This window comes from Roseibacterium elongatum DSM 19469, assembly GCF_000590925.1.
Taxonomy (GTDB): Bacteria; Pseudomonadota; Alphaproteobacteria; order Rhodobacterales; family Rhodobacteraceae; genus Roseibacterium; species Roseibacterium elongatum.
Genome location: NZ_CP004372.1, coordinates 3494323 through 3520818 on the forward strand (window position 1 = coordinate 3494323; position 26496 = coordinate 3520818).

At 65.4% G+C, this 26496-nt stretch carries 26 protein-coding genes; 12 read left to right on the forward strand and 14 right to left on the reverse strand.

Features of this window, described 5'->3' with window-relative positions:
* Positions 1–7: 7 nt before the first annotated feature.
* Both ROSELON_RS16875 and ROSELON_RS16880 read right to left on the reverse strand, forming a co-directional pair.
* A complete protein-coding gene (locus ROSELON_RS16875) occupies positions 8–523 on the reverse strand; it encodes a PaaI family thioesterase (protein ID WP_025313460.1) in 516 nt (171 codons plus the stop codon).
* Entirely contained in the window at positions 520–984 is a 465-nt protein-coding gene (locus tag ROSELON_RS16880) for a PaaI family thioesterase (RefSeq protein ID WP_025313461.1), read from the reverse strand. The genes ROSELON_RS16875 and ROSELON_RS16880 overlap by 4 nt, the downstream gene beginning before the upstream one ends.
* A 169-nt stretch (positions 985–1153) precedes the next feature.
* Between ROSELON_RS16880 and ROSELON_RS16885 the strand changes: the two genes are divergently transcribed.
* Entirely contained in the window at positions 1154–1522 is a 369-nt protein-coding gene (locus ROSELON_RS16885; RefSeq protein ID WP_025313462.1) for a MerR family transcriptional regulator, read from the forward strand.
* Here the strand turns inward: ROSELON_RS16885 and ROSELON_RS16890 are convergent.
* Entirely contained in the window at positions 1514–2704 is a 1191-nt protein-coding gene (locus tag ROSELON_RS16890) for a glycosyltransferase family 61 protein (RefSeq protein ID WP_025313463.1), read from the reverse strand. The two genes, ROSELON_RS16885 and ROSELON_RS16890, sit on opposite strands and share 9 nt — an antisense overlap.
* A 376-nt stretch (positions 2705–3080) precedes the next feature.
* Between ROSELON_RS16890 and ROSELON_RS16895 the strand changes: the two genes are divergently transcribed.
* The 8 genes from ROSELON_RS16895 to ROSELON_RS16930 all read left to right on the forward strand — a co-directional run bounded on the left by ROSELON_RS16895 (position 3081) and on the right by ROSELON_RS16930 (position 10936).
* Positions 3081–3479, forward strand: coding sequence for a MerR family transcriptional regulator (locus ROSELON_RS16895; protein WP_025313464.1), 399 nt, complete (start codon positions 3081–3083; stop codon positions 3477–3479).
* Positions 3480–3541: 62 nt separating this feature from the next.
* Positions 3542–5317 carry an acyl-CoA dehydrogenase C-terminal domain-containing protein gene (locus tag ROSELON_RS16900; protein ID WP_025313465.1) on the forward strand — a complete coding sequence of 592 codons (1776 nt, stop codon included), beginning with the start codon at positions 3542–3544 and terminating at the stop codon, positions 5315–5317.
* A 57-nt stretch (positions 5318–5374) separates the two neighbouring features.
* Entirely contained in the window at positions 5375–5587 is a 213-nt protein-coding gene (locus ROSELON_RS16905; RefSeq protein ID WP_025313466.1) for a hypothetical protein, read from the forward strand.
* A gap of 308 nt (positions 5588–5895) precedes the next feature.
* Positions 5896–6531, forward strand: coding sequence for a glutathione S-transferase family protein (locus ROSELON_RS16910; RefSeq protein ID WP_025313467.1), 636 nt, complete (start codon positions 5896–5898; stop codon positions 6529–6531).
* A gap of 50 nt (positions 6532–6581) precedes the next feature.
* Complete coding sequence (locus ROSELON_RS16915; protein WP_025313468.1) at positions 6582–7793, forward strand: acetyl-CoA C-acetyltransferase; 1212 nt, start codon at positions 6582–6584, stop codon at positions 7791–7793.
* Between the two features lie 30 nt (positions 7794–7823).
* A complete protein-coding gene (locus tag ROSELON_RS16920) occupies positions 7824–8255 on the forward strand; it encodes a hypothetical protein (RefSeq protein ID WP_025313469.1) in 432 nt (143 codons plus the stop codon).
* Between the two features lie 39 nt (positions 8256–8294).
* A complete protein-coding gene (locus ROSELON_RS16925) occupies positions 8295–8723 on the forward strand; it encodes a hypothetical protein (RefSeq protein WP_025313470.1) in 429 nt (142 codons plus the stop codon).
* A 5-nt stretch (positions 8724–8728) separates the two neighbouring features.
* Complete coding sequence (locus tag ROSELON_RS16930) at positions 8729–10936, forward strand: 3-hydroxyacyl-CoA dehydrogenase NAD-binding domain-containing protein (RefSeq protein ID WP_025313471.1); 2208 nt, start codon at positions 8729–8731, stop codon at positions 10934–10936.
* 212 nt (positions 10937–11148) lie between these two features.
* Here the strand turns inward: ROSELON_RS16930 and ROSELON_RS17640 are convergent, their stop codons facing one another.
* Positions 11149–11739, reverse strand: a complete 591-nt coding sequence (locus tag ROSELON_RS17640) for a Hint domain-containing protein (RefSeq protein ID WP_156945977.1) — start codon at positions 11737–11739, stop codon at positions 11149–11151.
* 379 nt (positions 11740–12118) lie between these two features.
* On the opposite strand from ROSELON_RS17640, the gene ROSELON_RS16940 reads away from it, so the two are divergent.
* Both ROSELON_RS16940 and ROSELON_RS16945 read left to right on the forward strand, forming a co-directional pair.
* The gene (locus ROSELON_RS16940; protein WP_025313473.1) at positions 12119–13753 is read left to right on the forward strand and encodes an AMP-binding protein; all 1635 of its coding nucleotides are present in this window, start codon (positions 12119–12121) and stop codon (positions 13751–13753) included.
* Between the two features lie 82 nt (positions 13754–13835).
* Positions 13836–14858, forward strand: a complete 1023-nt coding sequence (locus tag ROSELON_RS16945; RefSeq protein ID WP_025313474.1) for a hypothetical protein — start codon at positions 13836–13838, stop codon at positions 14856–14858.
* 28 nt (positions 14859–14886) lie between these two features.
* Here ROSELON_RS16945 and ROSELON_RS17645 read toward each other — a convergent pair whose 3' ends face one another.
* The 8 genes from ROSELON_RS17645 to prpE form a co-directional block, all read right to left on the reverse strand.
* Positions 14887–15807: a hypothetical protein gene (locus ROSELON_RS17645; RefSeq protein ID WP_025313475.1), complete on the reverse strand. Its 921-nt coding sequence runs from the start codon at positions 15805–15807 to the stop codon at positions 14887–14889.
* Between the two features lie 69 nt (positions 15808–15876).
* Positions 15877–16509, reverse strand: coding sequence for a uracil phosphoribosyltransferase (upp, locus tag ROSELON_RS16955; RefSeq protein WP_025313476.1), 633 nt, complete (start codon positions 16507–16509; stop codon positions 15877–15879).
* Positions 16506–17489 carry an adenosine deaminase gene (locus ROSELON_RS16960; RefSeq protein WP_025313477.1) on the reverse strand — a complete coding sequence of 328 codons (984 nt, stop codon included), beginning with the start codon at positions 17487–17489 and terminating at the stop codon, positions 16506–16508. The genes upp and ROSELON_RS16960 overlap by 4 nt, the downstream gene beginning before the upstream one ends.
* A complete protein-coding gene (locus ROSELON_RS18315; RefSeq protein WP_156945978.1) occupies positions 17486–17644 on the reverse strand; it encodes a hypothetical protein in 159 nt (52 codons plus the stop codon). Before ROSELON_RS18315 ends, ROSELON_RS16960 begins: the two co-directional genes overlap by 4 nt.
* Complete coding sequence (locus ROSELON_RS16965; protein WP_025313478.1) at positions 17641–18858, reverse strand: phosphopentomutase; 1218 nt, start codon at positions 18856–18858, stop codon at positions 17641–17643. The genes ROSELON_RS18315 and ROSELON_RS16965 overlap by 4 nt, the downstream gene beginning before the upstream one ends.
* Positions 18858–20168: a thymidine phosphorylase gene (locus ROSELON_RS16970; protein ID WP_025313479.1), complete on the reverse strand. Its 1311-nt coding sequence runs from the start codon at positions 20166–20168 to the stop codon at positions 18858–18860. Before ROSELON_RS16970 ends, ROSELON_RS16965 begins: the two co-directional genes overlap by 1 nt.
* A complete protein-coding gene (locus tag ROSELON_RS16975) occupies positions 20165–20575 on the reverse strand; it encodes a cytidine deaminase (protein WP_025313480.1) in 411 nt (136 codons plus the stop codon). The genes ROSELON_RS16970 and ROSELON_RS16975 overlap by 4 nt, the downstream gene beginning before the upstream one ends.
* 145 nt (positions 20576–20720) lie before the next feature.
* Positions 20721–22610: a propionate-CoA ligase PrpE gene (prpE, locus tag ROSELON_RS16980; RefSeq protein ID WP_025313481.1), complete on the reverse strand. Its 1890-nt coding sequence runs from the start codon at positions 22608–22610 to the stop codon at positions 20721–20723.
* Between the two features lie 197 nt (positions 22611–22807).
* Here prpE and ROSELON_RS16985 point away from each other — a divergent pair, with 197 nt between their 5' ends.
* Entirely contained in the window at positions 22808–23059 is a 252-nt protein-coding gene (locus tag ROSELON_RS16985; protein ID WP_156945979.1) for a hypothetical protein, read from the forward strand.
* A 152-nt stretch (positions 23060–23211) separates the two neighbouring features.
* On the opposite strand, the gene ROSELON_RS16990 is transcribed toward ROSELON_RS16985, so the two are convergent.
* Both ROSELON_RS16990 and ROSELON_RS16995 read right to left on the reverse strand, forming a co-directional pair.
* The gene (locus ROSELON_RS16990; protein WP_025313483.1) at positions 23212–23988 is read right to left on the reverse strand and encodes an outer membrane protein; all 777 of its coding nucleotides are present in this window, start codon (positions 23986–23988) and stop codon (positions 23212–23214) included.
* A gap of 188 nt (positions 23989–24176) precedes the next feature.
* Positions 24177–26456, reverse strand: coding sequence for an NADP-dependent malic enzyme (locus ROSELON_RS16995; protein ID WP_025313484.1), 2280 nt, complete (start codon positions 26454–26456; stop codon positions 24177–24179).
* Between the last annotated feature and the right edge of the window lie 40 nt (positions 26457–26496).

A 26496-nucleotide genomic window follows, 5' to 3' on the forward strand; every position in this document is an offset into this window, starting at 1 on the left:
CACGGGCCTACCCCTCGCGGGGTGGCATCAGGAAATGCCCGGTGGCCTGCGCAAACAGTTTGTCGCGGTTGTCCTGCCAGGCCTCGACATGGACCGACGCATAGCGCCGCCCCGAGCGGTTGACGCGCGCCCGCGCATAGGCGTCGCGCGGCAGGCCCGAGCGCAGGTAATCCACCGTGAAGTCGATGGTCTTGGGCAGGCGCGGCAGCACCTCGGGTGTCAGCGCCTCGACATCGAGTTGTCCGGTCTCGATATCGTCCCACAGCATCTGGAACGACAACTCGACGATCGCCGCCACCTCGAGGAACGAGGCCGTCGCCCCCCCGTGCAGCGCCGGGATGAACGGGTTGCCGATCAGCTTGTCGTCGAAATTCATCACCGCCGTCAGTTCATCGCCGCGCCGGTCGAAGCCGATACCCATGAACCGGATATAGGGCACGCCATCGACCAGGGCCGACAGCGCCTTGTCGCGGCGCTGCTTGACCAGATGGACCGGCTCGGGTGGCTTGCGGGGCGTCGTCATGGTTTGACCTCCGCGCCCTTGCCCTGGGCGATGGTGAAGGCCCCGCTGGCGGCGGCGAGGGGTTTGGCCTCGTCGACGTCCCAGGCCTTGGCGCGCACAAAGGCGACCGACCGGGTGACGTGATAGCACTCCGCCCTTGCGGTGATGCGGCAGCCGGGCTCGGCGGCGCGCATGTAATCGATGCGCAGATCGATGGTGGCGGTGCCGGCAGGGGCGTCGGGATAGCTCATGACGGCGGCGCCGCCGCAGGTGTCCATCAGGGCCGAAACCGCGCCGCCATGCACCACGCCGGTGCGCGGGTCGCCCACCAACGCCTCGGAATAGGGCATCGAGATCTGGGCGACGCCATCGCCGATCTCGTCGAAATGCATGTTCAAGGCCTTGGAAAAGGGGATCGCCTCGATGAATTGCCGGGCGATGCGGGCCTTCTGCTCGGCATTGGTGTGGCTTTCGTCGGCCATCTGCTGAACCCATCCTGATCTGCGTTGGTGCCGTTCCGACAAGGTTTCGCCCCGCACGGGCCGGGGCGCAAGGGGCAAAGCCCGTGCCGCTGCGGCCGGGCGCTTTGCAATCGGGGTGGGCGATGCTACCTAGCTGCCCAAGCGTCACCCACCGGGACGAGACAGGGCGATGTCCGGCGACAAAATGGATCTCAAGGAGATGTGCGCGCGGTTCGATGTGACACCGCGCACGCTGCGTCACTACGAGTATATCGAACTGCTGATGCCCGAGCGCGACGGGCGCAGGCGGCTTTATGGCCCGCGCGAGGTTGCGCGCATGACCCTGATCCTGCGCGGGCGGCGCTTCGGGTTTTCGCTGGAAGAGATCCGGCAATGGCTGGAACTGTACGACAAGGACCCCAAGGGGCAGCTTCAGCGCGACACATGGCTGGACATGGCCGACAAGCAGCTGGCCGAGTTGGACAATCGACGTCGCGAGTTGGACGAGGTCATCGCGGAATTGCGCGACCTGAGGGATCAGGCCGCAGCGTCACGGTGAGGACCCCGCGCCCATCAGGCGCAGTGCCGCGGCACGCACCGCCTCGACGTCGATGACCCAGCGGTCGAGGTCCCGCGCCGCGCCCGAAAGCGCCTCGTAGCGCAGGCCACGCCGCGCCGCGACCGCCGCGAAGGCCAGCGTTCCCCTGTCAGGGTGAAACAGTTCCAGAACGGCCGCGCCCGGCCGCGCCGCAAACAGCGTCGCAAGCGCGCCGCCATGGGGGGCGATGATCACGTCCGCCGCGGCGACGGCGGCCAATTGCCCGGGGCCTTGAAGATCCTCCATCTCGACCGACACGAAGCCAAGCTGCCTGAGGCCGCCGATCAGATCCCTTTCATTCACCATACGGCGTCGCTGCGCCTTGGCGCGGCTGATATAAAGCAGCCGCCCGCCCCCCTCGACGCCGGCTGTCACCCCTTCGGCTGCGGCGGCAAACTCCGACAGGATGGCGGGATCGGCGATATGAAACGGATGGTGCCCGGCCCCCGCCACGACAGCGCTGGTGGGCAGCAGAAGTTCCTCGACCCGGTACAGGCGGTCCGGGATGGCGGATCGAAACCCCGGGTTTACCGCCCCTTGCAGTGTCCGGTTCACCGGGGCGCCCGTCGCTGGCAGAAATATCTCGGATGGCGCGTAGCCCGCCTTGGCAAGCAGGGCAGCCGTGGTCAGGTGATCGCCGAGGAAATGCGCGGGGTTGTCGGGCGAATGCCGGTTGCCGCAATAGATCATGCGCGCCACCTGCGCCCCCCGACCGGCCGCGGCATCCACCAGACAGGCCTGCGACGGGATCGCCGTGGAACGGGTGTCGATCGCCGCCCCCCGAAACACGCAGAAACGATCGCCTCGATGGGCGAAAAAGACATCGCGCAAGGCGATCAGACGCATGGGGTGCGCCGGCTTGTCCCGTGCGAAGCCGAGGCGGTTGACCCCCGGGCCGACCGCGACGCGCCCCGGATCGAGCTCCGGCCAATCCGGCACTGGTGCGACCGGGTCGCCGAGGCCGGGCGCGGCCAGATCGGTTTCGAACAGCCCGGCGAGATACCGAAAGCCCTTCACGCCGACCAGATCGCCTAGAATGCGCCCGGGCTTGTCTATGGGCATCGGGCTCAGGTCGAGTTGGCGCCGCAGCAGGCTTACGGGCCAGAGATAGGGCGAGCGCCCTGTCAGCAGGCGTTGCGCCATCCAGCGACCAATCCGGCCCACATGCGGCACAGGCGCCCCCCTTTTTCAACGCGCGCACCGCCCACGCGACGCGGCAGACCCATCTGGCCCTTGCCTATATCCGCCCACGGACCGGTTGAAAACACCGCGAAACCGCAAGGGCGCGGGCCAAGGGCGCGCCGGGCCATGCACCGCCCTGCCCGCGCCGGCAGCAAAGCCGCAAGCGCCCTACGCAAAAAGATTGCGCCAGCAAAACGTCATCTTTCCTTACGTTTCGTCAGGCGCAAAGTGACGCAACGTCCTGTTTACGTAAACGTCATCTTCTCTTGTAGAGTGTGACGGTGACTCGCATGTTCCTGCGCCAGAGACAGCCATGTTCGACCTGACGAAAGACATCATGACCCAGGAAACCATGACCATCCGCGAAATGTGCGATGCGTTCGACGTGACGCCGCGCACCCTGCGCTTCTACGAGTCCAAGGAGCTTCTTTTTCCGATCCGCGAAGGACAAAAGCGCCTTTTCACCCGCCGCGACCGCGCGCGCCTCAAGCTGATCCTGCGCGGCAAGCGCTTTGGCTTCAGCCTCGAGGAAATCCGCCAGTTGCTCGACCTCTACTATGTCGGCGATCAGCAGGCCACGCAGTTGTCGCGCACGCTGGACATCGCGCAGGACCGCTTGTCGGACATGGAGCGCCAGCGCGCCGAACTGGACGATGCCATCGACGAATTGAAATCGCAGATGGGCCTGGTCAACGGCATGCTGGCCGACCGGATCGCGAGGGACGCCGCCGAGTAATCGACCAAAGCGCGAACACCACCATACCCCAAGCCCATGACATCCCCGGGAGGTTTTTGAGGATGCCAAGCTACACCGCCCCCACCAAGGACGCACAATTCATCCTGCATGACGTGCTGAACATCTCCGGCAAGGAGATCCCCGGTTTTGCAGATCTCGACCGCGACTTCACGGCCGCCATTCTCGAAGAGGCCGGCAAGATCGCGGCCGAGGTGCTGACGCCGCTGAACGCCGTCGGCGACCAGGAAGGGTGCCGCCTGGAAAACGGCGTGGTCTATACGCCCACCGGGTTCAAGGCCGCCTTCGACCAGATGAAGGCGGGCGGCTGGCCCGGCATCGACATGCCCGAGGAATACGGCGGGCAGAACATGCCCTATGTCATCGGCACGGCGGTGGGCGAGTTCTTTTCCGCCGCCAACCAGGCATTCATGATGTATCAGGGCCTGACCCACGGGGCGGCCTCGGCGATCCTGGCCCACGGGACGGAGGCGCAAAAGCACAAGTGGCTGCCCAAGATGGTCAGCTGCGACTGGACCGGCACCATGAACCTGACCGAGCCGCATTGCGGCACCGATCTGGGCCTGATGCGCACCAAGGCCGAGCCGCAGGACGATGGCAGCTACAAGATCACCGGCCAGAAGATCTTCATCTCTGCCGGCGATCACGACATGGCCGAGAACGTGGTGCATCTGGTGCTGGCCAAGATCCCCGGCGGCCCTGAGGGCATCAAGGGTGTTTCGCTGTTCATCGTGCCCAAGCTCCTCGTCGATGACGATGGCAATCTGGGCGCGCGCAACGGCGTGTCGGTCGGCAAGATCGAGCACAAGATGGGCATTCACGGCAACGCCACCTGCGTCATGAATTACGACGGGGCAACAGGCTACCTGTTGGGGGACATGCACAAGGGCATGCGCGCGATGTTCACCATGATGAACGAGGCGCGTCTGGGCGTCGGCATGCAGGGCCTGGCACAGGCCGAGGTCGCGTTCCAGAACGCCCTGGACTATGCGAAAGACCGCCTGCAGGGCCGCGACGTGACCGGCCCCAAGAACCCCGATGGCCCGGCCGATCCGTTGATCGTGCACCCCGATATCCGCCGCAACCTGATGGAGCAGAAAAGCTTTGCCGAGGGCGCACGCGCCTTCATGCTGTGGGGCGCCACGCTGATCGACCAGGCCCACCGCGCCCAGGACGCGGATGCCGATGGCCTGATCTCGCTCATGACGCCGGTCATCAAGGGCTTCCTGACCGACAAGGGCTTTGACATGACCATTCAGGCCCAGCAGGTCTATGGCGGGCACGGTTACATCGAGGAATGGGGCATGTCGCAATTCGCCCGCGACGCCCGCATCGCCATGATCTACGAAGGCGCCAACGGCGTGCAGGCCCTCGACCTTGTGGGGCGCAAGCTGGCGCAGGACGGCGGCAAGCATGTCATGGCGTTTTTCGATCTCGTCAAAACCTTCTGCAAGGAGGAAGCCGGGACCGACGGCATGGCCGAATTCGTCGGCCCGGTGAAAAACGCCTCGAAAGACCTGCAAGCCGCCGCGATGTATTTCATGCAGGAAGGCATGAAGAACCCCAACAACGCGCTGGCAGGGTCCTATGACTTCATGCATCTGTTCGGGCATGTCTGCCTGGGCCTGATGTGGGCGAAAATGGCCAAGGCGTCGCTTGACGCGCTGGCGTCGGGGACATCGGATCCCAAGTTCCACCAGACCAAGCTGGCCACCGCGCGCTTCTACATGAGCCGCCAGCTGCCGATGACCGCGACCCATCTGGCCCGCATCCAGTCGGGGGCCGAGCCGGTCATGGCGCTGGAGGCCGCCAATTTCTAAGCTCATGCCATGGCCGCCCCCCAAGGGCGGCCATGGCAGCCGAACACGGAGAACAACATGCCCAAGCGCTTGCGCCTGACCCGGCGGCCCAACATCGCGATGAGCGAGGATGCCTATCGCCGGTTGCGCAGCCTGTCGGACGAGGCCGGATTGAACGAGGGCGAGTTCCTGTCCTTCCTGTTCGAACACTGGTCGAGCTGCATCAACGACGAAAAATTCACCGCCCGGCTGCGCCTGTTCAATTCGGAACTGGACGAGCGAAAACGCTGACGGCGGCGCAAAGAGACGACGGAGGATGTGAGTATTTTTGCCAAGAAGAAGGGGTAGGGTCGCGGCCCTGCCGAACCGTCTGCGCATCGGGACCCCGACCGGGTCAGCACGCATCAGCGGGGGCAGGGCCGCCTTCTCCTTGGGCGGTCATCGGCTCTCCAGCCTGTACCGCACGATGAGCAAAGCACGTTAACCTTAACAAAGGGTTACGCGCCTTCTTCTTGGTTGAAATACTCCGACGGGGGTGCGGGGGTGTGAAACCCCCGCCACTTCAGTCACAGATGGTACGGGCTGCACGGGAGGGCACCATGACCAACATGCTTTATTGCTTCGGCGAAAGCGGGAATGCCTACAAGGCGGCGCTCGCGCTGGAATTGGCGAGTGTCCCGTGGGCGGCCCGTTTCGTCGATTTCTTCAACGGCGAGGCGCGCAGCCTCGCGTTCCGTGCGATCAACCGGATGGGTGAGGTCCCCGTGCTGGACGCGCATGGCACGATCCTGACCCAGTCGGGTGTGATCCAGGATTGGGTCATGGACGAGACCGGCAAACTGTGCGGCGACGGGTCCAAGGCCACGCGGCGCGAGATCCTGCGCTGGACGATCTTCGACAATCAGAAGGTCTCGGGACAGGCGGGGCCCTTGCGGTTCCTGATGAACTTCCTGCCCGAGGACAAACGCCCGCAAGAGGTCGTGGCGTTCATGGCCGGTCGCCTCAAGGCGGCTTTGCTGGTTCTGGAGGCCGAACTGGCAACCCGTGACTGGCTGGTGGGCGACAGCCTGACCTGCGCCGACCTGAGTTGCTGTGGATACCTCTACTACGACGAGCCCTTCACCTTCGACCGGGCCGCGTACCCGGCGATTTCCGCCTGGCTGGACCGCATCGCCGCGACGCCGGGATGGAAACACCCCTATGACCTGATGCAGCGGGCCTACCCGCCTGCCTGACCCCCTGCCCCAACCGACCGGGCAAAGACGACACAAACGGAGCGCACATCATGACCGACGCCTATATCTACGACGCGATCCGCACGCCGCGCGGCAAGGGCCGCAAGGACGGCGCCCTGCACGAGGTGACCTCGGCCCGCCTGTCGGCCTTCACGCTGAACAGCCTGAAGGAACGCAACAATCTTGACGGGCACGCGGTCGAGGACGTGATCTGGGGCAATGCCACGCAGGTGATGGAACAGGGCGGCTGCCTTGCGCGCACCGCCGTTCTGGCCTCGGATCTCGACGAGCGGATTCCGGGCCTGTCGATCAACCGCTTCTGCGCCTCGGGGCTGGAGGCGGTGAACCTTGCCGCCAACCAGGTGCGCGGCGGGGCCGGTGACGGCTATATCGCGGGCGGTGTCGAAATGATGGGCCGCGTCGCCATGGGGTCCGACGGGGCGGCCATCGCCGTCGATCCGTCCATCGCGATGAACAGCTATTTCGTGCCGCAAGGCATCAGCGCCGATATCATCGCCACCGAATACGGCATCTCGCGCGACGACGCCGACGCGCTGGCCGTGGAGTCGCAGAACCGCGCCGCCGCGGCCTGGGCCGATAACCGGTTCGCGAAATCGGTGATGCCGGTGACGGATGTCAACGCCCTGACGATTCTGGATCGCGACGAATACATGCGCCCGGGCACCGACATGCAGGCGCTCGGCGCGCTGAAACCCTCATTCAAGGATATGGGCGAACAGATGCCCGGCTTCGACGCCATCGCGCTGATGAAATACCCCCATCTCGAGGCGATCACCCACATCCACCATGCCGGCAATTCCTCGGGCATCGTTGATGGCGCCGCCGCGGTTCTGATCGGCAACAAGGCCTTCGGCGAGACATGGGGCCTGACCCCGCGTGCCCGCATCCGCGCCACGGCCAAGATCGGCACCGACCCCACCATCATGCTGACCGGGCCCGTTCCGGCCACGGAAAAGATCCTTGCCGACAGTGGCATGTCGATTTCCGATATCGACCTGTTCGAGGTGAACGAGGCGTTCTCGTCGGTGGTGTTGCGCTTCATGCAGGCGTTCGACGTTGACCATTCCAAGGTCAACGTGAACGGCGGCGCCATCGCCATGGGCCATCCACTGGGCGCGACAGGCGCGATTATCCTTGGTACGCTGCTGGACGAGTTGGAGCGCAGCGGCAAGGGCACCGGCCTTGCCACCTTGTGCGTCGCCTCGGGGATGGGGGCGGCCACAATCATCGAGCGCGTGTAACGAGTAGCCGGTGCAACGACATGGTGGAGCATGGCACAAAACGCGGCCCTGGCGATTTATCAGGATTTTCTCGACCTCATGGGGGCGGCCGTCATTGCCAGCGATGCCGACACCTTTCTTGCCCATGTTTTCCTGCCGCACCGGATCGTCACCGAGACGGAAACCATCGTGATCGAGACCATGGCCAGTTCGCGGCGTCATTTCGAGGGGTTCGCAGCCGCCCTTCGCGGGCAAGGGGCCGACAGCTACGCGCGTGTTGCCAAGACGGCCGTGTTTCTTTCCCCCGACCGGATCGCCGGCACGCACGATGCGTTCATCTCTTCGCGCGGGAAACTTGTGGTGCCGCGCTTTGCCAACGAGATCGAGATCGTGCAACGCGACGGCATCTGGGGGTCGGTGCGCACGCGCCATTACACGCGGTTCGTCTCGTGGCCCGATATCCTGCCCAGAATGACCGTGTGACCATGGCGCTCGAGACCTATCAATCCTGGCTGGACCACGGTGGGAGGGCTACTCTGGACCGGCGCCTTCGAGGCCGTGGCCGAGATCATGCACTATCCCCAGCGCGTGGAAACGCGCGATGGCGGCGTGCATTACGCCGCCCCGCACCAGATGCGCGAGGCCGCGTCCGAATTCCGCGCGTTTCTCAGCCGCATGGGCGCGACGAGCTATCATCGCATCGCGAAGCACGCGACCTTTGCCGATGGTGATCGCACCCGGATCGAGGGCGCGCATACCACGCATATCCTGCGGGGCGGAAACTACGCGGTCGAGCCCTTCACATCGCACCTGACGCTCGTCCTGCGTGACGGCGTCTGGCTGGGCGCGGGTCTGCGCTCGGCCATTTCCAACCATACCTGCACGATCCTGCCCCCCGCGCATCTTGCCGCCCAGCGACAGGCGCAGGCGGGGCAAAGCAAAGAAGGATGACCACCATGACCGATTTCACCATGCAGATCGACGCCGATGGCGTCGCCATCGTCACCTGGGATGTACCGGGCAAGTCGATGAACGTCCTCTCGCGCGAGGCCTTCGCCACCGTCGAGACGCTGATCGACGACGCGCTGGCCGATGACGCGGTCAAGGGTATCGTCATCACCAGCGGCAAGGACAGTTTTGCCGGCGGCATGGACCTGAACACGCTGGCCACGATCCGGCAGGAATCGGGCGATGACCCGGCCAAGGGGCTGTTCGATTTCACCATGAACGGCCACCGTATCCTGCGCAAACTGGAACGCGCCGGAATGGACCCCAAGACCAACAAGGGCGGCAAGCCCATCGCCTGCGCCATTCCCGGCACCTGTGCGGGCATCGGGACCGAGATCGCGCTGGCCTGTCATCGCCGCTTCATGGCCGACAACCCCAAGGCCAAGATCGGCCTGCCCGAAATCTTGGTCGGAATCTTCCCCGGCGGCGGCGGCACCACCCGCTACAGCCGCATGGTCGGCACGATGGCCGCGGCCCCGGTCCTGCTGGAGGGTCGGATGCTGGACCCGAAAAAGGCCAAGTCGGCGCAATTGGTGGACGAGGTGGTGCCGGCGGACGACCTGCTTTCCAGGGCAAAGGAGTGGGTCCTGTCCGCCAAGGATGCCGATATCGTGAAACCCTGGGATCAGAAGGGATGGAAGATGCCCGGCGGCGCGCCCTATCACCCGGCGGGCTTCATGACCTTTGTCGGGGCCTCCGCCATGATCAACGGCAAGACCAAGGGAGTCTACCCGGCGGCCAAGGCGCTGCTGTCGTCGGTCTACGAGGGCGCGTTGGTCGATTTCGACACGGCCCTGAAGATCGAGGCGCGGTGGTTCACATCCGTTCTGATGAAACCCTCCTCCTCGGCCATGATCCGGTCGCTGTTCCTGAACAAGGAAGCGCTGGAAAAGGGCGCGAACCGGCCGGCGGTCGAAGACCAGCGCGTGAAAAAGGTCGGTGTTCTGGGCGCGGGCATGATGGGCGCAGGCATCGCCTATGTCAGCGCCAATGCCGGGATCGAGGTGGTGCTGATCGACGCCGCGCAGGACGCCGCCGACCGCGGCCGCGCCCATGCCGAGGGGATCCTCGACAAGGGGATGAAGCGCGGCAAGGTCACGCCCGAGAAGAAAGAGCAGGTCCTCGGCCGGATCACGGCGACCACCGATTATGCTGCGCTCGAGGGCTGCGACCTGATCGTCGAAGCCGTGTTCGAAGACCCCGGCGTGAAGGCCGAGGTGACCGCCAAGGCCGAGGCGCAGATGTTGGAGACGGGCGTCTTCGCCACCAACACCTCGACCCTGCCCATCACGGAACTGGCCACGGCCAGCGCGCGGCCCGAGCAATTCATCGGCATCCACTTCTTCAGCCCGGTGGACAAGATGATGCTGGTCGAGATCATCAAGGGCGCGCACACCGGCGACATCGCCGTGGCCAAGGCGCTGGATTTCGTGCGCCAGATCCGCAAGACGCCCATCGTGGTGAACGACGCGCGGTTCTTCTACGCCAACCGCTGCATCATTCCCTATATCAACGAGGGGATCCGCATGGTGGCCGAAGGGGTGGAACCCGCCCTGATCGAAAACGCTGCCAAGCTGGTGGGAATGCCGCTGGGTCCGCTGCAACTGGTCGACGAGACCTCGATCGATCTGGGCGTCAAGATCGCCAGGGCGACCAAGGCCGCGATGGGCGACGCCTATCCTGATGGTGCGGTGGACGAGGTGCTGTTCTGGATGGCCGGTGCGGGCCGGTTGGGCCGGAAATCCAACGCGGGCTTCTATGAATATGACGACACCGGCAAGCGCGGAGTGATCTGGCCCGGTTTGCGCGACAAGCACCCGGTCGCCGACACGCAACCCGATCTGACCGAGGTGCAGCACCGTCTGCTCTTTGCACAGGTGCTGGAGGCCGTGCACGCGTTCGAGGCCGGCGTTCTGACCGACATCCGCGAGGGCGATGTTGGCGCGATCCTGGGCTGGGGCTTTGCGCCCTGGTCGGGCGGGCCGTTCAGTTGGCTGGATATTCTGGGCACGCCCTATGCCGCCGAGCGCTGCGACCAGTTGCAGGCGGCCTTCGGTGACCGCTTTGCCTGCCCGGATCTGCTGCGCGAGATGGCCGAGCGCAACCAGAGCTTCTATGGGCGTTTCGGAACCGGAACGGGCAGCAAGGCCGCCTGATCCAAAGCCAACGGATCGCGACGGAAAAGGGGCCAGCGGCCCCTTTTCTTTTGTATGGCGAACGCGGCGCTCAGGCGGCGCGGCAGACGGTCAAAGCGTCATCGCCCGGCATACCGGCCATAACCCCGACACTCAGGCGTAAGCACGCCCCCCGCCGGACAGCCGCACCATTGGCATCAGCGGGCAATTCGGTCCATACTGTGACGATGCCGTCACCCAAGAACCTCGGTCACCAATTGCCGCGCGTCCGTTTGGGACAGCACGGGCACGGCATCAAGCGGCCTTTGCGCCAGAATATCGGAACCATGGCTCAGCACGTAGGACCCATCGTCAATGGCCATCAATTGTGGCAACTCCGTTTCGAGGTGCACGGAGGGTTGCCGCTCCGTTGGATCATCCGAGTGTACACCGGCGAGACCCAACAAAACCCTTACGGGAATGACCGCGAAGGATAGCCCTGACCGCCCATCATACTCGAACAGCACGGAGTTGTCCGGCATGACCCGAACCGGGGCGGCATTCCCAAGCACGCCGGCAGGCACAGAAAGCGGCCAGATATGCATCGGGCAGGTCACGTTGCTGCTGAAGGTGTAGCCCTTTGAGATGCCCAATATCGGAACAAAGCCATCATCAAAGGTCATGACCTCATCGCCCGCGCGCACCTCGGTTGCGCGGCGCGTACCTCTCGAGGTCAGAACATAGTTGTCGGAAAGCAACCCCGAGGCGGAACAGGCGGCACAGGCCAGGGGGGTATTTCCCGCTTCGCAGAACGGGCGCATGGATTCTGAGAATTTTCGCTTCAAAACGACCACACCTCCCCGTCAAGGGCAGCCGCCCCAACGCCCCACGGGTCGGGAGGAACCGTGTGCTCCGCATTCGAAACTTGCGATGCGAAAAGGGGACACCACCCTACACCGCGCGTCAATCGTCGGTGCCAAACACCCTGGCGGAAAACACGACAAGGTCCTGCAAGCGCCACCAATGAACCACCTTTGATCGGGACAGATGCGCACCCCGCGGGGCATGGCAACACAGCTTGCAGGCCCACTGTAGCGACCTTTCCCGCGCGGGCTCCCGGACCAGCGTGCAGGATCAGGGCCCTTGGTGCGGGCGGGCCTTTTCTTTTCTTGCGCGTTGCGCCATCACTTGGCTCAGATTATTTCGCCGCAACGGAGGGGTTCCATGGGCTGGATGAAGGACGAGACCGGGCTTGAGAAACGCGCGGCCAATTTCGTGCCGTTGACGCCGCTGTCGCATCTGCAACGCGCGGCCCAGATCTATCCCAACCGCACCGCCGTGGTCGATCGCGCCTTTCGCACCACCTATGCTGAACATACCGGCCGCGTGACGCGCCTTGCCTCGGCCCTTGCGCGCCGCGGCGTGCATCCGGGCGATGTGGTCGCCGCCATCATGCCCAACACCTACCCCCATGTCGAAGCGCATTTCGGCGTGCCCGCCTGTGGCGCCATCCTCAACTCGATCAATATCCGCCTCGATGTGGGCACGATCAGCTACATCCTCGATCACGGCGAGGCCAAGGTGGTGCTGTGCGACACGCAGTTCCTCGGTACGGTCGAGGCCGCCTTGAAGGAGATGGAGGCCGAAAACCTGCCCCTGATCGTCGAGGTGCCGGACGAGGCGGCCGGCTATCACGCAAGCGGCCGTCACGTGACCTACGAGCAGCTCTTGGCCGAAGGCGACCCCGAGTTCGAATGGATCCTGCCCCAGGATGAATGGGAATCCATCGCGCTGAATTACACTTCGGGCACGACCGGCCGGCCCAAGGGTGTCGTCTATCACCATCGCGGGGCCTACCTGATCTCAATGGGCACGCCGATTTCCTGGCGCATGACGCTCTACCCCCACTACCTGACCATCGTGCCGCTTTTTCACTGCAACAACTGGTGTCATGTCTGGACGATGCCCTTGGTCGGCGGCACCACCGTCTGCTGCCGCGAGATCACGGCCAAGAACATCTACGACGCCATCGCGGACGAGGGTGTGACCCATTTCGGCGGCGCGCCCATCGTGTTGAACATGATCGTCAACGCCAAACCCGAGGAAAAGCGCGCCTTCGACCACACGGTCGAGGTGTTTACCGCCGGTGCGCCGCCCGCCGCCGCGACGCTTGCGGCGATCGAGACGATGGGCTTCAACATCACGCAGGTCTACGGGCTGACCGAAACCTATGGTCCGGCGACTGAATGCACCTTCAAGGACGGTGTCTGGGACGTGCTGGAGGGGGCCGACCGCGCCACCGTCAAGGCCCGTCAGGGCGTGGCCATGCCGCAGATGGACCACATCACCGTCATGGACCCCAAACATATGGAACAAGTGCCGATGGATGGCGCCGCGCTTGGCGAGATCATGATGCGCGGCAACGCGGTGATGAAAGGGTATTACAAGAACCCCCGCGCCACCAACGAGGCGTTTCGCGGCGGCTATTTCCACACCGGCGATATCGCCATGCAGCACCCCGACAGCTACGTACAGATCGCCGACCGCGCCAAGGACATCATCATCTCGGGCGGCGAGAATGTCAGCTCGGTCGAGGTCGAGGGCGCGCTGATGCACCACCCCGCCGTGCTGCTATCGGCGGTCGTGGCCAAACCCGACGAGAAATGGGGCGAAGTGCCTTGTGCCTTTGTCGAGTTGAAGGACAGCGCCGAAGCCAGCGAACAGGAATTGATTGAATTCGTCCGTCAGCGCCTTGCCGGTTTCAAGACGCCCAAACATGTGGTGTTCCGGGATCTGCCGAAAACCTCGACCGGAAAGGTCCAGAAGTTCGAGCTGCGCAAGGCCGCCGCGACGTTGTAAGCGGGCGGCGGCTTCTCAGATTGAGGGACAGCCCGCAAGGGGCTAGTCTTGCGCCCAAAGAACGACAGGCAGGACGCCCGCGATGACCGCGCTGCAACAATACCGTCGGCTCGAGGCGCTCGGCCTCTGGCGGGAAAACGCTGCCGATCAGCGGCGCGAGGTCGTCGTGTCCCTGGGCGATGCAACGCTGGTCGTATCCACCGCGCATGAAACCGCGCTGACGCATTGGTCGCTGGCCGCCGTCGAACGGTTGAATCCGGGCCGCATTCCCGCGCTCTACAGCCCCGGTGCCGACAGCACCGAGCGGCTGGAAATCGAGGACCCCGACATGATCGAGGCCCTCGAAAAGGTTCTTGCCGCGATCCGGCGTTCGGGCCCGCATCCGGGGCGTTTGCGGTGGCTTTTGGGGGCCGGGTTCGGGCTGGGTGCCCTGGCGCTGGCCGTCTTCTGGTTGCCCGAGGCCCTGACACGGCAGACCGTCGCCCTGCTTCCCGAAGCCAAGCGCGCCGAGATCGGGGGGGCCCTGCTCGACGAGATGACGCGCCTTGCGGGTCAGCCCTGCACGGCACCACGCGGCCTTGGCGCGCTGCGCGATTTGACGGGGCGGGTGTTCCCCGGCCCCAATGCACCCGAGGTGGTGGTGCTGCCCGCGACCATCCCCGACACGATCGCCCTGCCTGGTAACCTGATCGTCATCTCGGCCGCGCTGGTCGAGGATCACGAGACACCCGAGGTTCTGGCCGGCTACCTGCTGGCAGAAGAGGCGCGTCGGCGCGCCGTCGACCCGATCCACGCCCTGCTGACCGAGGCAGGGCTGACCGTGACCTTTCGCCTCCTGACGACGGGCCTGATCGCGACCGAGCCGTTGGCCGAATACGCAATGACATTGCTGAGCCGTCCCGAAGCGCCCGTACCGGCCGCGAAGCTGATCGCCCTGTTCGACGAGGCGCGGATCTCGACCCAACCCTATGCCTTTGCCCGAGACGTCTCGGGCGAAACTGTCCTGCCCTTGATCGAAGCGGACCCCTTGCGCAACGCCGACCGCGCGCCGCTGCTCAGCGATCAAAGCTGGGTCAGCCTGCAAGAGATCTGCACACGGTCCTGACGCGGCCCGCCGCGGGTCGCGCCCGCCCTCAGGAGTCGGAGCCGGGAACCGGCGGCATTAGGTTGCGCTCGTCGGACCCTGCGCGCACCACGCGGACACGCGGTTCCGGTTCGGCCGCGACCAGCCGACGGGGCACCGTATCGGTCCAGATCATGGCCATCTCGGCCTCGCCCGAAATGTGGCGAATACCGCGCATCGGGTTGATGCGACCATCCTGCCAGACCTGCACATAGCCGTCCGGGATCACCTGGTCGGGCGCGGGCGGCGGCTGAATACGGGCCGCGACATGGCCCGTGGGACTGACGCGTTCGCCGTTATAGGTGACCGGGTTCAAACGGGCACCCGGCCGGTTCAGGCCACGGGCCGCATCGCCGGGATGCACGGCCTGCGGGCCACAGCGCACACCCGGCCCCGACAGGTATTGCGCGGTCAGCCCGGTCATTCCGGGACAGGTCGTCTGGTTTCGGGGGGCTGCGGGCACCTCGACCGGCTGTAGGGTCGGACGGGTGGCCGATGGGCCCGGCAGAACCCGGATGCCCGGCGTGCTGACCGCGGCCGGCGTTTGCCGGATCACGGTACGCGGCTGCGTGGGCGCCGCGCTGCGCGGCGCCGCAGCCATGGTCGTGGGCGCCCCACCGATGACGGTCACGCCCGGGCCCGGATTGGCCGGATCGGCCGCCCCCCGCGCCGGACCGGCCCCGGCCACGCGCGTGGGCTGATAACCACAGAGTTGCCGCCGGTCACGCCCGACACGGGGCACCCATTCGGTGCTGCTGCCGAAGCCGACGCGCACGAACACGCAGCCTTGGCTGTCCACGTATTGATCGGCCCGAAAACTGCTTGGCGGTGTTTCGGCCGGCACAGCCTGTTGTGCAAACGACGCGCCCCCCGTCGTCAGGGCCGCGACAAGGCCCAAGACGGTGGCGCGGATGAATCGAGTGTTCCGCATGCAAGCCCCCCAGGATTGCTACCCGTGAGAGTGGCGCAACATTCCATGCAAGTAAAGGTGCAACAACGATTATTTCGTTCCGTACATCCGGTCTCCGGCATCGCCGAGGCCCGGAACGATATAGCCATGGTCGTTGAGATGATCGTCAAGGGCGGCGGTGACGATGGGCACGTCGGGATGCGCCTCCTTCATGCGGGCGACGCCCTCGGGGGCGGCCAGCAGGCACAGGAACCGGATATTTTTGGCGCCGGCCTCTTTCAGCATGTCGATCGCCGCGGCCGAGGAATTGCCCGTCGCCAGCATCGGATCGACCACGATGGTGATGCGATCCTCGAGCGCGTCGGGCACCTTGAAATAGTATTTCACCGGTTGCAGCGTCTCGGGGTCGCGGTAGAGGCCGACAAAGCCCACCCGCGCGGCCGGCACAAGATCGAGGATCCCGTCGAGCAAGCCGTTGCCCGCCCGCAGGATCGACACCAAGGCCAGTTTCTTGCCCTCGATCATGGGCGCGTCCATCGGACAGAGCGGCGTCTCGATCCGGTCGGTCGTCATCGGCAGTTCGCGCGTCACCTCGTAGGCCAGCAGATGCGCGATCTCGCGCAGAAGCTGGCGGAAGGTCTTGGTCGAGGTCGTCTTTTCCCGCATCAGCGTCAGCTTGTGCTGCACGAGCGGATGCTCGACCACGGTGAGATGTTCGGTCATGTCCTGTCCCCCAGTTTCTTGCGGATCGTGTCCTTGGTCGCGGCATCGCAAAAGGCCGCGTCGATGGCGGTTGCGTTGATTTCGGCGAAGTCCTCTTCGCCCCAACCGAAACTGGCTGCAAGCCTCTCGTACTCGGCCGTCATGGTGGTGTGGAAAAAGGGCGGGTCGTCGGTCGAGACCGTCACCTTGACGCCGCGCGCCCGCAGCCGTTGGATCGGATGGGCGGACCAGGTCGGATAAACCCCAAGCGCCACATTCGATCCGGGGCAGCATTCCAGCACGATCCCCTGCTCGGCCAGGTCATCGACCAGCGCCAGATCGTCGATGGCCTGCACGCCATGGCCGATCCGGTCCGGGCGCAGCGCCGCGAGCGCGTCGCGCACCGAGGCCGCACCCCCCCATTCGCCCGCATGCACCGTCAGGCGCAGACCCGCCTCGCGCGCGCAGTCGAACGCCCAGATGAAGTCAGAAGGTTGTCCCTTCATCTCGTCGCCCGCCATGCCGAAGCCCGTCAGCCAGTCGCCTGCCGTCTCGGCGGCGCAGATCGCGATGGGTTTCGCCGCCTCGGGGCCGAAATGGCGAATGCAGGTGACGATGCCGCGCAGGGTGATCCCGAGATCGCGCTCGGCCCCGTCCGCCGCCTCGCGGATGGCCAAAAGATACTCGCGCCACGCCGCGACATCGCCACCGCCGCAGAAATCGGGGCTGAGAAAGGTTTCGGAATAGACCACGCCATGGGCCGCGCTTTCCTCGAGCACGGCACGGGTCAGGCGGGCGTAATCCTCGGGGCTGGTCAGAACGCTGGTGGCGGCCTCATAGACGCTGAGGAAATGGACGAAATCTCGAAAGGCATAGCTTCCGTCCTCGCGGAAGATGCCCGACAGGTCCACGCCCTTTTCCCCGGCCAGCCCACGGATGAAGGACGGCGGGGCGGCCCCCTCGTGATGCAGGTGCAATTCGACCTTGGGGATCTGTCTCATGCGCCGATGGCCCAGCCGATGAAGGCGATGATGAACCCGAACCAGACCGCGCCGCGCCACGCCGTGCGCGGCCGCCCGATCAGCGGGCCGATATAGCGCACCGCCAGCGTGACAACGACAAAGGTCATCACGAAATAGATCTGTTCAGAGGTCATCGCCCCTCGCAAAAACTCTCACCCGGCCCCTTTGCCGGGATGCCCAGATGCGCCGCGACCGAGGCCGCGACATCGGCAAAGGCCCGGATGCCGATCTGCCCGGAATAGGGCCCTTTGGCCAGCACCGGCACCCGTTCGCGGGTGTGATCGGTGCCGCTCCATGTCGGGTCATTGCCATGATCGGCCGTCAGGATCATCAGGTCATCGGGCCGCATCGCGGCAAGAACGGGGCCGATGGCGGCGTCGAACCATTCGAGATGGCGCGCATAGCCCGACACATCGCGACGGTGGCCGTAAAGACTGTCGAATTCGACGAAATTGGCAAAGGTCAGGCTACCCTCGGGGGCGGTGGCCACGCAGTCGGCCAGATGCGCCATCAGGGTGCGATCCTCGCCTTTCAGGACCTCGTCCACCCCCTGCCCGGCAAAGATGTCGCGGATCTTGCCGATGGCGATGGTCTTGCGCCCTGCGCCTTGCGCCCAGTCCAGCAGGGTCGGTGCAGGCGGCGTCATCGCATAATCGTGGCGGTTGCCAGTCCGTGCATAGCTGCCCGGTTCGCCGATGAAAGGCCGGGCGATCACGCGGCCCACGCGGCGGTCATGCAGCATCGGCGCAAGGCCCTCGCAAAGCTGCAGCAATCGATCAAGCCCGAAACTTTCTTCATGCGCGGCGATCTGGAACACGCTATCCGCCGACGTATAGCAGATCGGCCAGCCGGTTTTCTGGTGCTGGTCGCCCAGGCGCGCGATGATCTCGGTGCCGCTGGCGTGGCAGTTGCCAAGAATCCCGTCCGCACCCGCAAGGCGCTTGACCTCGTCCACGATGTCGTCGGGGAACGCGGGCGTCTGATCGGGGAAATAGCTCCAGTCCCAGGGCACCGGCAGACCCGCCAGTTCCCAGTGCCCAGAGGGCGTATCCTTGCCGACGCTGACCTCTTGAGCCGCCCCCCAGAGCCCAACCGGATCGGCATCAAGCCCCTCGCCCCGCGCGCCGGAGGCAAGACGCAGCGCCGCGCCCAGGCCCAGCGCGTCCAGATGCGGCAGATGGAGGGGGCCGCTGCGCCCCTCTTCGGCGGCACCGGTGGCGCAGGCCGCCGCGATATGACCCAGCGTGTTGGCGCCGGTATCCGGCCTGTCGCCATTGAAGAACCGGTCCGCGTCAGGGGCCCCGCCAATGCCGACACTGTCCATCACCACCAGAAACGCGCGGGGCATCAGCCTATCCTTTCATGTATCAGCGGCGGCGGGGCCACGGCGGCATCCTCCAGCGTGAAAGCCTTGCGCAGGTCGTCGGCGATGGCGCGGCCCGCCTCTTCGCTGGCTGCATAGATGCGGCACAGCGGCGTTTGCGGATCGACCTTGTCGCCAAGGCGCACGATGTCGGAGAGGCCGACCGCGGGATCGACCCGGTCGCTCTGCCTCAGGCGACCGCCGCCCAGATGCACCACCGCTTCGCCCAGCGCCCGCGTGTCGATGGCCGAGACATGACCGCTCTGGCCCGGGTGCAGATCCAGCATGACGGGGGCCGCCGGCAAGCGGTCGCGCCACCGCTCGACGAAATCGATCGGCCCCCCAAGGGCTGCCACCATCTCGCCAAAGACCTCGGCGGCTTGCCCATCGGCCAGCGCATGGGCGATGCGCGCCTCGCCATCCGCCGCGTCAGCGGCCAGACCGCCAAGGGCCAGAACCTCGCCGCCCAGCGCAATTGTGACACGGGCCAGATCGGTGTTCTGATCGCCGCCGGTCATTGCCTGCATCACCTCGATCACCTCGAGGGCATTGCCCGCGGTGCGCGCCAGCGGCTGGTTCATGTCCGTCACAAGGGCCGAGGTCATGCACCCTGCCCCCTGTGCGGTGCTGACCAGCGATTGCGCCAGGGCCAGCGCGTCGGCGGGGTCGGCCATGAAGGCGCCCGAGCCGACCTTCACATCGAGGACGAGCGACTCGAGCCCGGCCGCCAGTTTCTTGGACAGGATCGAGGCGGTGATCAGGTCGATCGACTCGACCGTGCCGGTCACGTCGCGGATGGCATAGAGGCGCTTGTCGGCAGGCGCGATATCGGCGCTGGCCCCGACGATGGCGCAGCCGATATCGGCCACGATCTCCTGCAGATCTGCGACCGAGACCTGCGTCTGGTAGCCCGGTATCGCCTCGAGCTTGTCCAGCGTACCGCCCGTATGGCCCAGACCGCGCCCTGAAATCATCGGCACATAGGCCCCGCAGGCCGCAAGCGCTGGGGCCAGCAGCAGCGACACCGCATCGCCGACGCCGCCGGTCGAATGCTTGTCGACCACGGGGCCATCGAGATCCCATTTCAGGACATCGCCGGTTTCCCGCATGGCGGTGGTCAGTTGCACGCGCCCCGCCTCGCCCAGCCCCCTGGCACAGACGGCCATGGCAAAGGCCCCGGCCTGGGCATCGGTGACATCGCCCGAGGCCAATCCTTCGGCGAACCAGGCCAACTCGGCCTCGGTCGGGCGAGCGCCGTCGCGCAATTTCGCAAGGATGGCGCGGGCGTCGGTCACGTTGCGCCCCCCGCGACATCCATGTGCCCGGCGTCGAAGCGGCCCGGCAGCAACTGGGCCACGGTCATCGACAGCGTCGCGCCCGAGGTTGTCGCCATGGTCACCACCACATCGCCGGCGGCGAATTCGGCGATCTTCTGGCGGCACCCGCCACAGGGCGGCACGGGCGCGGATGCATTGGCGATCACGGCGATCTCGGCGATACGCGTGTCCCCCGCGGCGATCATGGCCGCGATGGCCCCCGCCTCGGCACAGGTGCCTTCGGGATAGGCCACGTTCTCGACATTGCAGCCGACATGGACATGCCCCTCGACCGAGCGGAGCGCCGCCCCGACCTGAAAATCCGAATACGGCGCATAGGCCCGTGCCCGAACGGCATTCGCCGCGTCGATCAGCTTGTCGGACATGTCCCGCCCTTCCCCGTCACTACCTTTTCGCGGCAGTTTGGAGAACGGCTTGGGCGAGTGCAAGGACAAGCCCATGCTCCGTCGGGGCACCGGGCCATGAGCGCATGCGCCCCGGCCTGCGACCGGGGCACCCATGGGCGACGATCTACGCGCCGTAGCCCAAGGGCTTCACGGCCTCGGCGATTTCATCGAGGATTGCGGGATCGTCGATCGTGGCGGGCATCTTGAATTCTTGCCCATCGGCGATCTTGACCATCGTGCCGCGCAGGATCTTGCCCGAGCGGGTCTTGGGCAGACGGTCGACCACCACGGCCAGCTTGAAGGCCGCGACCGGGCCAATCTGATCCCGCACCATCTTGACGCAGTCCTTGACCACCTGCTCGGGCGCGGTCTCGGCCCCCTTGTTCAGGCACAGGAAGCCCATGGGCAACTGCCCCTTGAGGGCATCGGCGACCCCGATGACGGCGCATTCGGCCACATCTGCATGGGCGGCCAGAACCTCCTCCATGGCGCCGGTCGACAGACGGTGACCGGCCACGTTAATGACGTCATCGGTCCGCGCCATGATGTAGAGGTACCCGTCCTCGTCGATCATGCCGGCATCGCCCGTCTCGTAATAGCCGGGGAAATGGGTGAGGTAGGACGCGTGAAACCGGTCCTCGGCCTGCCACAGGGTTGGCAGTGTTCCGGGGGGCAGCGGCAGCTTGACCGCGATGGCACCCAACTCGCCCGTCTTCATCGGGTGGCCGCCCTCGTCCAGGATCTGCACGTCATAGCCCGGCATCGCCACCGAGGGAGAGCCGATCTTGACCGGCAGCGCCTCGACCCCGAGCGGATTGCCGGCGATGGCCCAGCCCGTTTCCGTCTGCCACCAATGGTCGATCACCGGCACGCCCAGCTTGTCCTGCGCCCATTCGATCGTGTCGGGGTCGGCGCGCTCGCCGGCCAGAAACAGCGATTTGAGGCTGGACAGATCATAGTCCCCCACGAGGCTGCCGGTGGGATCGTCGCGCTTGATCGCGCGAAACGCCGTGGGGGCCGTGAACAGGCATTTCACCTTGTGGTCGCGGATCACGCGCCAGAAGGTGCCGGCATCCGGGGTGCCCACCGGCTTGCCCTCGAACACCACCGTCGTGCATCCATAGGTCAGCGGCCCGTAGCAGATATAGCTGTGCCCGACGACCCAGCCGACATCCGAAGCGGCCCAGAACACCTCGCCCGGGTTCATGTCGTAGAGGTTCTTCATCGTCCAGTTGAGCGCAACCGAATGGCCGCCTGTGTGGCGTACCACGCCCTTGGGCTGGCCAGTCGTTCCCGACGTGTAAAGAATGTACAGGGGGTGGTTGCCCTCGACCGGGACGCAATCGGCCGGCTCGACCCCGTACTGAAACCCGTGCCAGTTGACGTCACGGCCCTCTTCGAGATGGGCCACCTCCTGCTCGCGCTGGTAGATGACGCAGAAATCGGGCTGGTGGGTCGCCTGGTCCAGCGCGCCGTCGAGCAGCGGCTTGTAGTGAACGACGCGCCCCGGCTCGATCCCGCAAGACGCGGCGATGATGCATTTCGGGGTGCAATCGTCGATCCGCACCGCCAACTCGTGCGATGCAAACCCGCCGAAAACGACCGAGTGGACGGCGCCGAGCCGGGCGCAGGCCAGCATCGCCTCGAGCGCCTCGGGGATCATCGGCATGTAGATGATGACGCGGTCGCCTTTCCCGACGCCCTTGGCGCGCAGCGCGCCGGCCAGGGTCGCGACACGGTTGCGCAGCTCGACAAAGGTGATCTCGCGCTTGGTATGGGTGACGGGGCTGTCGTAGATGATGGCGGTGCGGTCGCCATGGCCGGCCTCGACATGGCGGTCAACGGCATTCCAGCAGGCGTTCAGCTTGCCGTCTGCATACCACTCGTAGAGCGGCGCGTTCTCGTCGAAGAGGGCCTTGGAGGGCTGCACATCCCAATCGATTCCCTTGGCTGCCTCCATCCAGAAGGCGTCGGGGTCGCGCTTGGCGGATTCGTAAAGGTCGCCATAGGTCATGATGCTGTCACTCCTCCTCCGGGATGGTAATTTCCTATCGTTTAATTGGCGGTTTGCGCAATGACGAGACCCCAATCGGCATTGCGAGCGCTAACGTATACGGCGGGACACCAGCCTTATCGTCGCAGTGCGACACCCCGCCCCTCGCTTTTTGTGTGCGATCGTATACAAAACGCGGAGTGAACAGGAGATTGACCATGACAACGATGCCCGACGCACCGCAGCAGCGGTGGATCACCCGCCACGTCACCTACCGTCTGCCGATCATCGGCCGCATGGCCCGCGAGGTCGTGGACGGCCCCGTCGACAACGCCTTTGCCGCGATCCTCGGGATCGTTGCCGCGGTCGCTTCGGCGGTGTTTCTGTTCGGCTACCCGGCGCTGATTTTCGTCGGGCTTGCCGCCACGGCGCTGATGTTCATCACGCTGGTTCGGATTACCCTGGGCTGAGCGCAAGTCTTGCGCGCGCGACAGCGTGCGCCCCGAGGCTGAGCGATCTCGGGCTGCCGCGATGGCGGATGGTCCGAACCCTCACCGAGACATGAAAAAAGGGGCGCGACCATCGTCGCGCCCCTTTTCTTGTCTGGCTGTTCCAGACCCGCTCAGAAGCGGTAGTTGACCACCATGCGCGCGGTCTGGACATCGGTCTCGAACCCGACGTTCAGGCCCGGGGCATCGATGAAATCGTAGTCCTCGAAGGCGGTGTAGCGGTACTCGAGGCCCAACGAGATGTTATCGGACAGGCGCGTCTCGATGCCGCCACCAAAGCTCATGCCGGCCAGATCGAAGCTGTAGTCGCCCGACTCGTTGATGATGGTGGTGCCGCCGGCGTCCCGCACGGTGAGATCAGCCTCGCCGGTGAAGGTCCCGTGGGTGTAACCAACCAGGGCATAGACTTGGGTGTCGGGGTTCACGAGATAGCCGCCACGCAGCGTCAAGCTGTACATTTCCGACGGCGACAATTCGTAATCGAAATCGGCCGATCCGGTGCCGACGAGCTCGCCGGTCACGCTGGTGTCATTCACGATGTTCGAGAAGGTCGCATCCAGCGCGGCCCCCAGAACGAGGCTGCTCATCTGGTGGCTGTACCCGATATGGATGTCCGCCAGCGCGCCCTGACCGCCAAGGTCGGGCAGGTCGATCGACCCGTTGATGGTCTGCGGAATGTCGATATCCGCGAAGATGTCGTAGTTGCTGCTGCCCATGCCGAGGGCACCACCGACGTAGAAGCCGGTCCAGAAATCGTCCACGACCGGGGCCGGAACCGGAACGGGGGCAGGCGCGGGGGCGGGCACCGTGCCGCCTGCGATTGCCTGACCGGCGATGGCGATCGTCGCGATGGCTGTCGCGGCACCGAAGATTTTGCGAGTATAAGTCATGTATGTGTCTCCACCCCAAGGTACGCTGTTGACAGGAGGTCGGAACGCCTTAATTGGTGCCATTTTCCTAGTCACGCACTGGATAAATCCAGCCGACCTCGAAAGACAGTGCCAACCTCGCGTCGCACAAAAAACTGGCACATATGCGTTGCATTTTTGCACGTCCGGCGCGCCGCCCTGGATGCCCCCTAGCCGTAATGGGCCACGGGCGTGCCGGCCAGGGCCGAGATATTGAGCAATCCGCGCGCGGTGATCGACGGGGTCACGATATGGGCGCGATTGCCCATCCCCATCAGGATCGGGCCAACCTCGAGGCCGCCGGCCTTGGCCTTGAGCGTGTTGCGCGTGGCGCCCGCCGCATCGGTCGAGGCGAAGATGAGCGCGTTGGCCGCCCCCTGCAGGCGCGAATGCGGAAAGACACGGCCCCTCAGCTCGGGGTCGAGGGCGCTGTCGACATGCATTTCGCCCTCGTACACGAAAGCGCGCGGTTCGGAATCGAGGATGTCCAACGCCGCGCGCATCCGCCGGCCACTGTCGCTGTCGAGGTTTCCGAACTGGCTGCCCGAGCACAGGGCGATTTGCGGCACGATCCCGAACCGGTTGATGTGGCGCGCGGTGGCGATCACCGTTTCGGCGATCTGCTCGGGGCTGGGCACCGGATGCACCTGCGTGTCGCCCACGAAGAGAGGACCGTCTTCGAGGATCATCAAGCTGAGCGCGCCAACCGGCGTCAGCTCAGGGGTTTCAAGCAGTTGCCTGACATAGTTCAGGTGCCACAGATATTGGCCGAAGGTCCCGCAGATCATCGAGTCGGCCTCGTCGCGATGGACCATGACCGCGCCGATGGCGGTGGTGTTGGTGCGCATGATCGCCCGCGCGAGATCCGGCGTGACACCCCGGCGCTGCATGACCTCGTGATACGTGCCCCAATAGTCGCGGTATCGGGGGTCGTTTTCCGGGTTCACCAGTTCGAAATCGCCCCCCGGCTTCACGGTCAGGCCCGCCCGCTCGATGCGCAGGTCGATCGCCTCGGGGCGGCCGATTAGGATCGGCTTGTCGGTGGTTTCCTCCAGCATGGCCTGCGCGGCCCGCAAGACGCGCTCGTCCTCGCCCTCGGCAAAGACGATGCGGCGCGTGGTGCCCGAGGCGGCCTCGAACACCGGGCGCATGATCAGGGCCGACCGGAAGACCGATTGGTTCAGCCGGTCGCGATAGGCCGCCAGATCGTCGAGCGGGCGCGTCGCGACACCCGATGCCATGGCGGCCTCGGCCACGGCGCCGGCGACCACGGCGATCAGGCGCGGATCGAACGGTTTTGGGATCAGGTAATCGGGGCCGAAATTCATCTGCTCGCCCACATAGGCCGCGGCGGCCTCGGCGCTGGTGGTGGCCCGCGCCAAGGCCGCGATCCCTTTGATGCAGGCGATCTGCATCTCGTCGTTGATCTCGGTCGCGCCGACGTCCAGCGCACCGCGAAAGATGAAGGGGAAGCACAGGACATTGTTCACCTGGTTCGGGAAATCACTGCGCCCGGTGGCGATCACGGCCTCGGGCGCGACCGAGCGTACGGCGTCCGGCAGGATCTCGGGCGTGGGGTTGGCCAAGGCGAAGATGACGGGGCGATCGGCCATTTTCGCGACCATCTCGGGGGTCAGGACACCCGGCCCCGAAAGCCCGAGGAACATGTCCGCGCCGTCGATCACCTCGTCCAGCGTCTTGGGCGCGGTGCCCTGGGCGTATTCCGCCTTTTGCGGCGTCATGCCGACCTCGCGCCCCTGATAGACCAGCCCGTCAATGTCGCAGAGCCAGACATTCTCGCGCTTCAGGCCCAGCTTGAGCAGCATGTTGAGGCAGGCAATCCCCGCGGCCCCGCCCCCGGTTGAGACCAGCTTGATATCCTCGAATCTCTTGCCCACGACGCGCAGCGCATTCGTGGCCGCCGCACCGACCACGATGGCGGTGCCATGCTGGTCGTCATGAAAAACGGGAATGTTCATCCGCTCGCGGCACAACCGTTCAACGGTGAAACAATCGGGCGCCTTGATGTCCTCGAGGTTGATGGCGCCAAAGGTCGGCTCCAGCGCGCAGACGATATCGGCCAGCTTTTCGGGGTCGCTTTCGTCGATCTCGAGATCGAAACAATCGATATTCGCGAATTTCTTGAAGAGGACGGCCTTGCCCTCCATAACCGGTTTCGAGCCCAGCGCCCCGATATTGCCAAGGCCCAGCACGGCGCTGCCGTTCGAGACGACGGCGACGAGATTGCCGCGCGATGTGTACCGGGCGGCATTGGCCGGATCAGCCTTGATTTCAAGGCTGGCCTCGGCGACGCCGGGGCTGTAGGCGCGGCTCAGGTCGCGCCCGTTCGCCAGCGGTTTCGTGGCCCGCACCTCAAGCTTTCCGGGGCTTGGATGCTCGTGATAGAACAACGCCGCCGACCGCAGGCTTTCGTGTTTCTCGTCGCTCATCAGGTCCCTCCCCGTCTGGATAGTTTAGCCCTAAACTATC

Excerpts from the sequence above, each read along its gene's own strand:
- ROSELON_RS16905 (WP_025313466.1), top strand. The coding sequence starts at position 5,375 with ATGCCCAAGCGCTTGCGCCTGACCCGGCGGCCCAACATCGCGATGAGC.
- ROSELON_RS16990 (WP_025313483.1), bottom strand. The coding sequence starts at position 23,988 with ATGACTTATACTCGCAAAATCTTCGGTGCCGCGACAGCCATCGCGACG.
- ROSELON_RS16900 (WP_025313465.1), top strand. The coding sequence starts at position 3,542 with ATGCCAAGCTACACCGCCCCCACCAAGGACGCACAATTCATCCTGCAT.
- ROSELON_RS16930 (WP_025313471.1), top strand. The coding sequence starts at position 8,729 with ATGACCGATTTCACCATGCAGATCGACGCCGATGGCGTCGCCATCGTC.
- ROSELON_RS16960 (WP_025313477.1), bottom strand. The coding sequence starts at position 17,489 with ATGAGACAGATCCCCAAGGTCGAATTGCACCTGCATCACGAGGGGGCC.
- ROSELON_RS17645 (WP_025313475.1), bottom strand. The coding sequence starts at position 15,807 with ATGCGGAACACTCGATTCATCCGCGCCACCGTCTTGGGCCTTGTCGCG.
- ROSELON_RS18315 (WP_156945978.1), bottom strand. The coding sequence starts at position 17,644 with ATGACCTCTGAACAGATCTATTTCGTGATGACCTTTGTCGTTGTCACG.
- ROSELON_RS16945 (WP_025313474.1), top strand. The coding sequence starts at position 13,836 with ATGACCGCGCTGCAACAATACCGTCGGCTCGAGGCGCTCGGCCTCTGG.
- ROSELON_RS16880 (WP_025313461.1), bottom strand. The coding sequence starts at position 984 with ATGGCCGACGAAAGCCACACCAATGCCGAGCAGAAGGCCCGCATCGCC.
- ROSELON_RS16920 (WP_025313469.1), top strand. The coding sequence starts at position 7,824 with ATGGCACAAAACGCGGCCCTGGCGATTTATCAGGATTTTCTCGACCTC.
- ROSELON_RS16910 (WP_025313467.1), top strand. The coding sequence starts at position 5,896 with ATGACCAACATGCTTTATTGCTTCGGCGAAAGCGGGAATGCCTACAAG.
- ROSELON_RS16885 (WP_025313462.1), top strand. The coding sequence starts at position 1,154 with ATGTCCGGCGACAAAATGGATCTCAAGGAGATGTGCGCGCGGTTCGAT.
- ROSELON_RS16915 (WP_025313468.1), top strand. The coding sequence starts at position 6,582 with ATGACCGACGCCTATATCTACGACGCGATCCGCACGCCGCGCGGCAAG.
- ROSELON_RS16890 (WP_025313463.1), bottom strand. The coding sequence starts at position 2,704 with ATGGCGCAACGCCTGCTGACAGGGCGCTCGCCCTATCTCTGGCCCGTA.
- ROSELON_RS16985 (WP_156945979.1), top strand. The coding sequence starts at position 22,808 with ATGACAACGATGCCCGACGCACCGCAGCAGCGGTGGATCACCCGCCAC.
- ROSELON_RS16995 (WP_025313484.1), bottom strand. The coding sequence starts at position 26,456 with ATGAGCGACGAGAAACACGAAAGCCTGCGGTCGGCGGCGTTGTTCTAT.
- upp (WP_025313476.1), bottom strand. The coding sequence starts at position 16,509 with ATGACCGAACATCTCACCGTGGTCGAGCATCCGCTCGTGCAGCACAAG.
- ROSELON_RS16975 (WP_025313480.1), bottom strand. The coding sequence starts at position 20,575 with ATGTCCGACAAGCTGATCGACGCGGCGAATGCCGTTCGGGCACGGGCC.
- ROSELON_RS16940 (WP_025313473.1), top strand. The coding sequence starts at position 12,119 with ATGGGCTGGATGAAGGACGAGACCGGGCTTGAGAAACGCGCGGCCAAT.
- prpE (WP_025313481.1), bottom strand. The coding sequence starts at position 22,610 with ATGACCTATGGCGACCTTTACGAATCCGCCAAGCGCGACCCCGACGCC.
- ROSELON_RS16875 (WP_025313460.1), bottom strand. The coding sequence starts at position 523 with ATGACGACGCCCCGCAAGCCACCCGAGCCGGTCCATCTGGTCAAGCAG.
- ROSELON_RS16965 (WP_025313478.1), bottom strand. The coding sequence starts at position 18,858 with ATGCCCCGCGCGTTTCTGGTGGTGATGGACAGTGTCGGCATTGGCGGG.
- ROSELON_RS16895 (WP_025313464.1), top strand. The coding sequence starts at position 3,081 with ATGACCCAGGAAACCATGACCATCCGCGAAATGTGCGATGCGTTCGAC.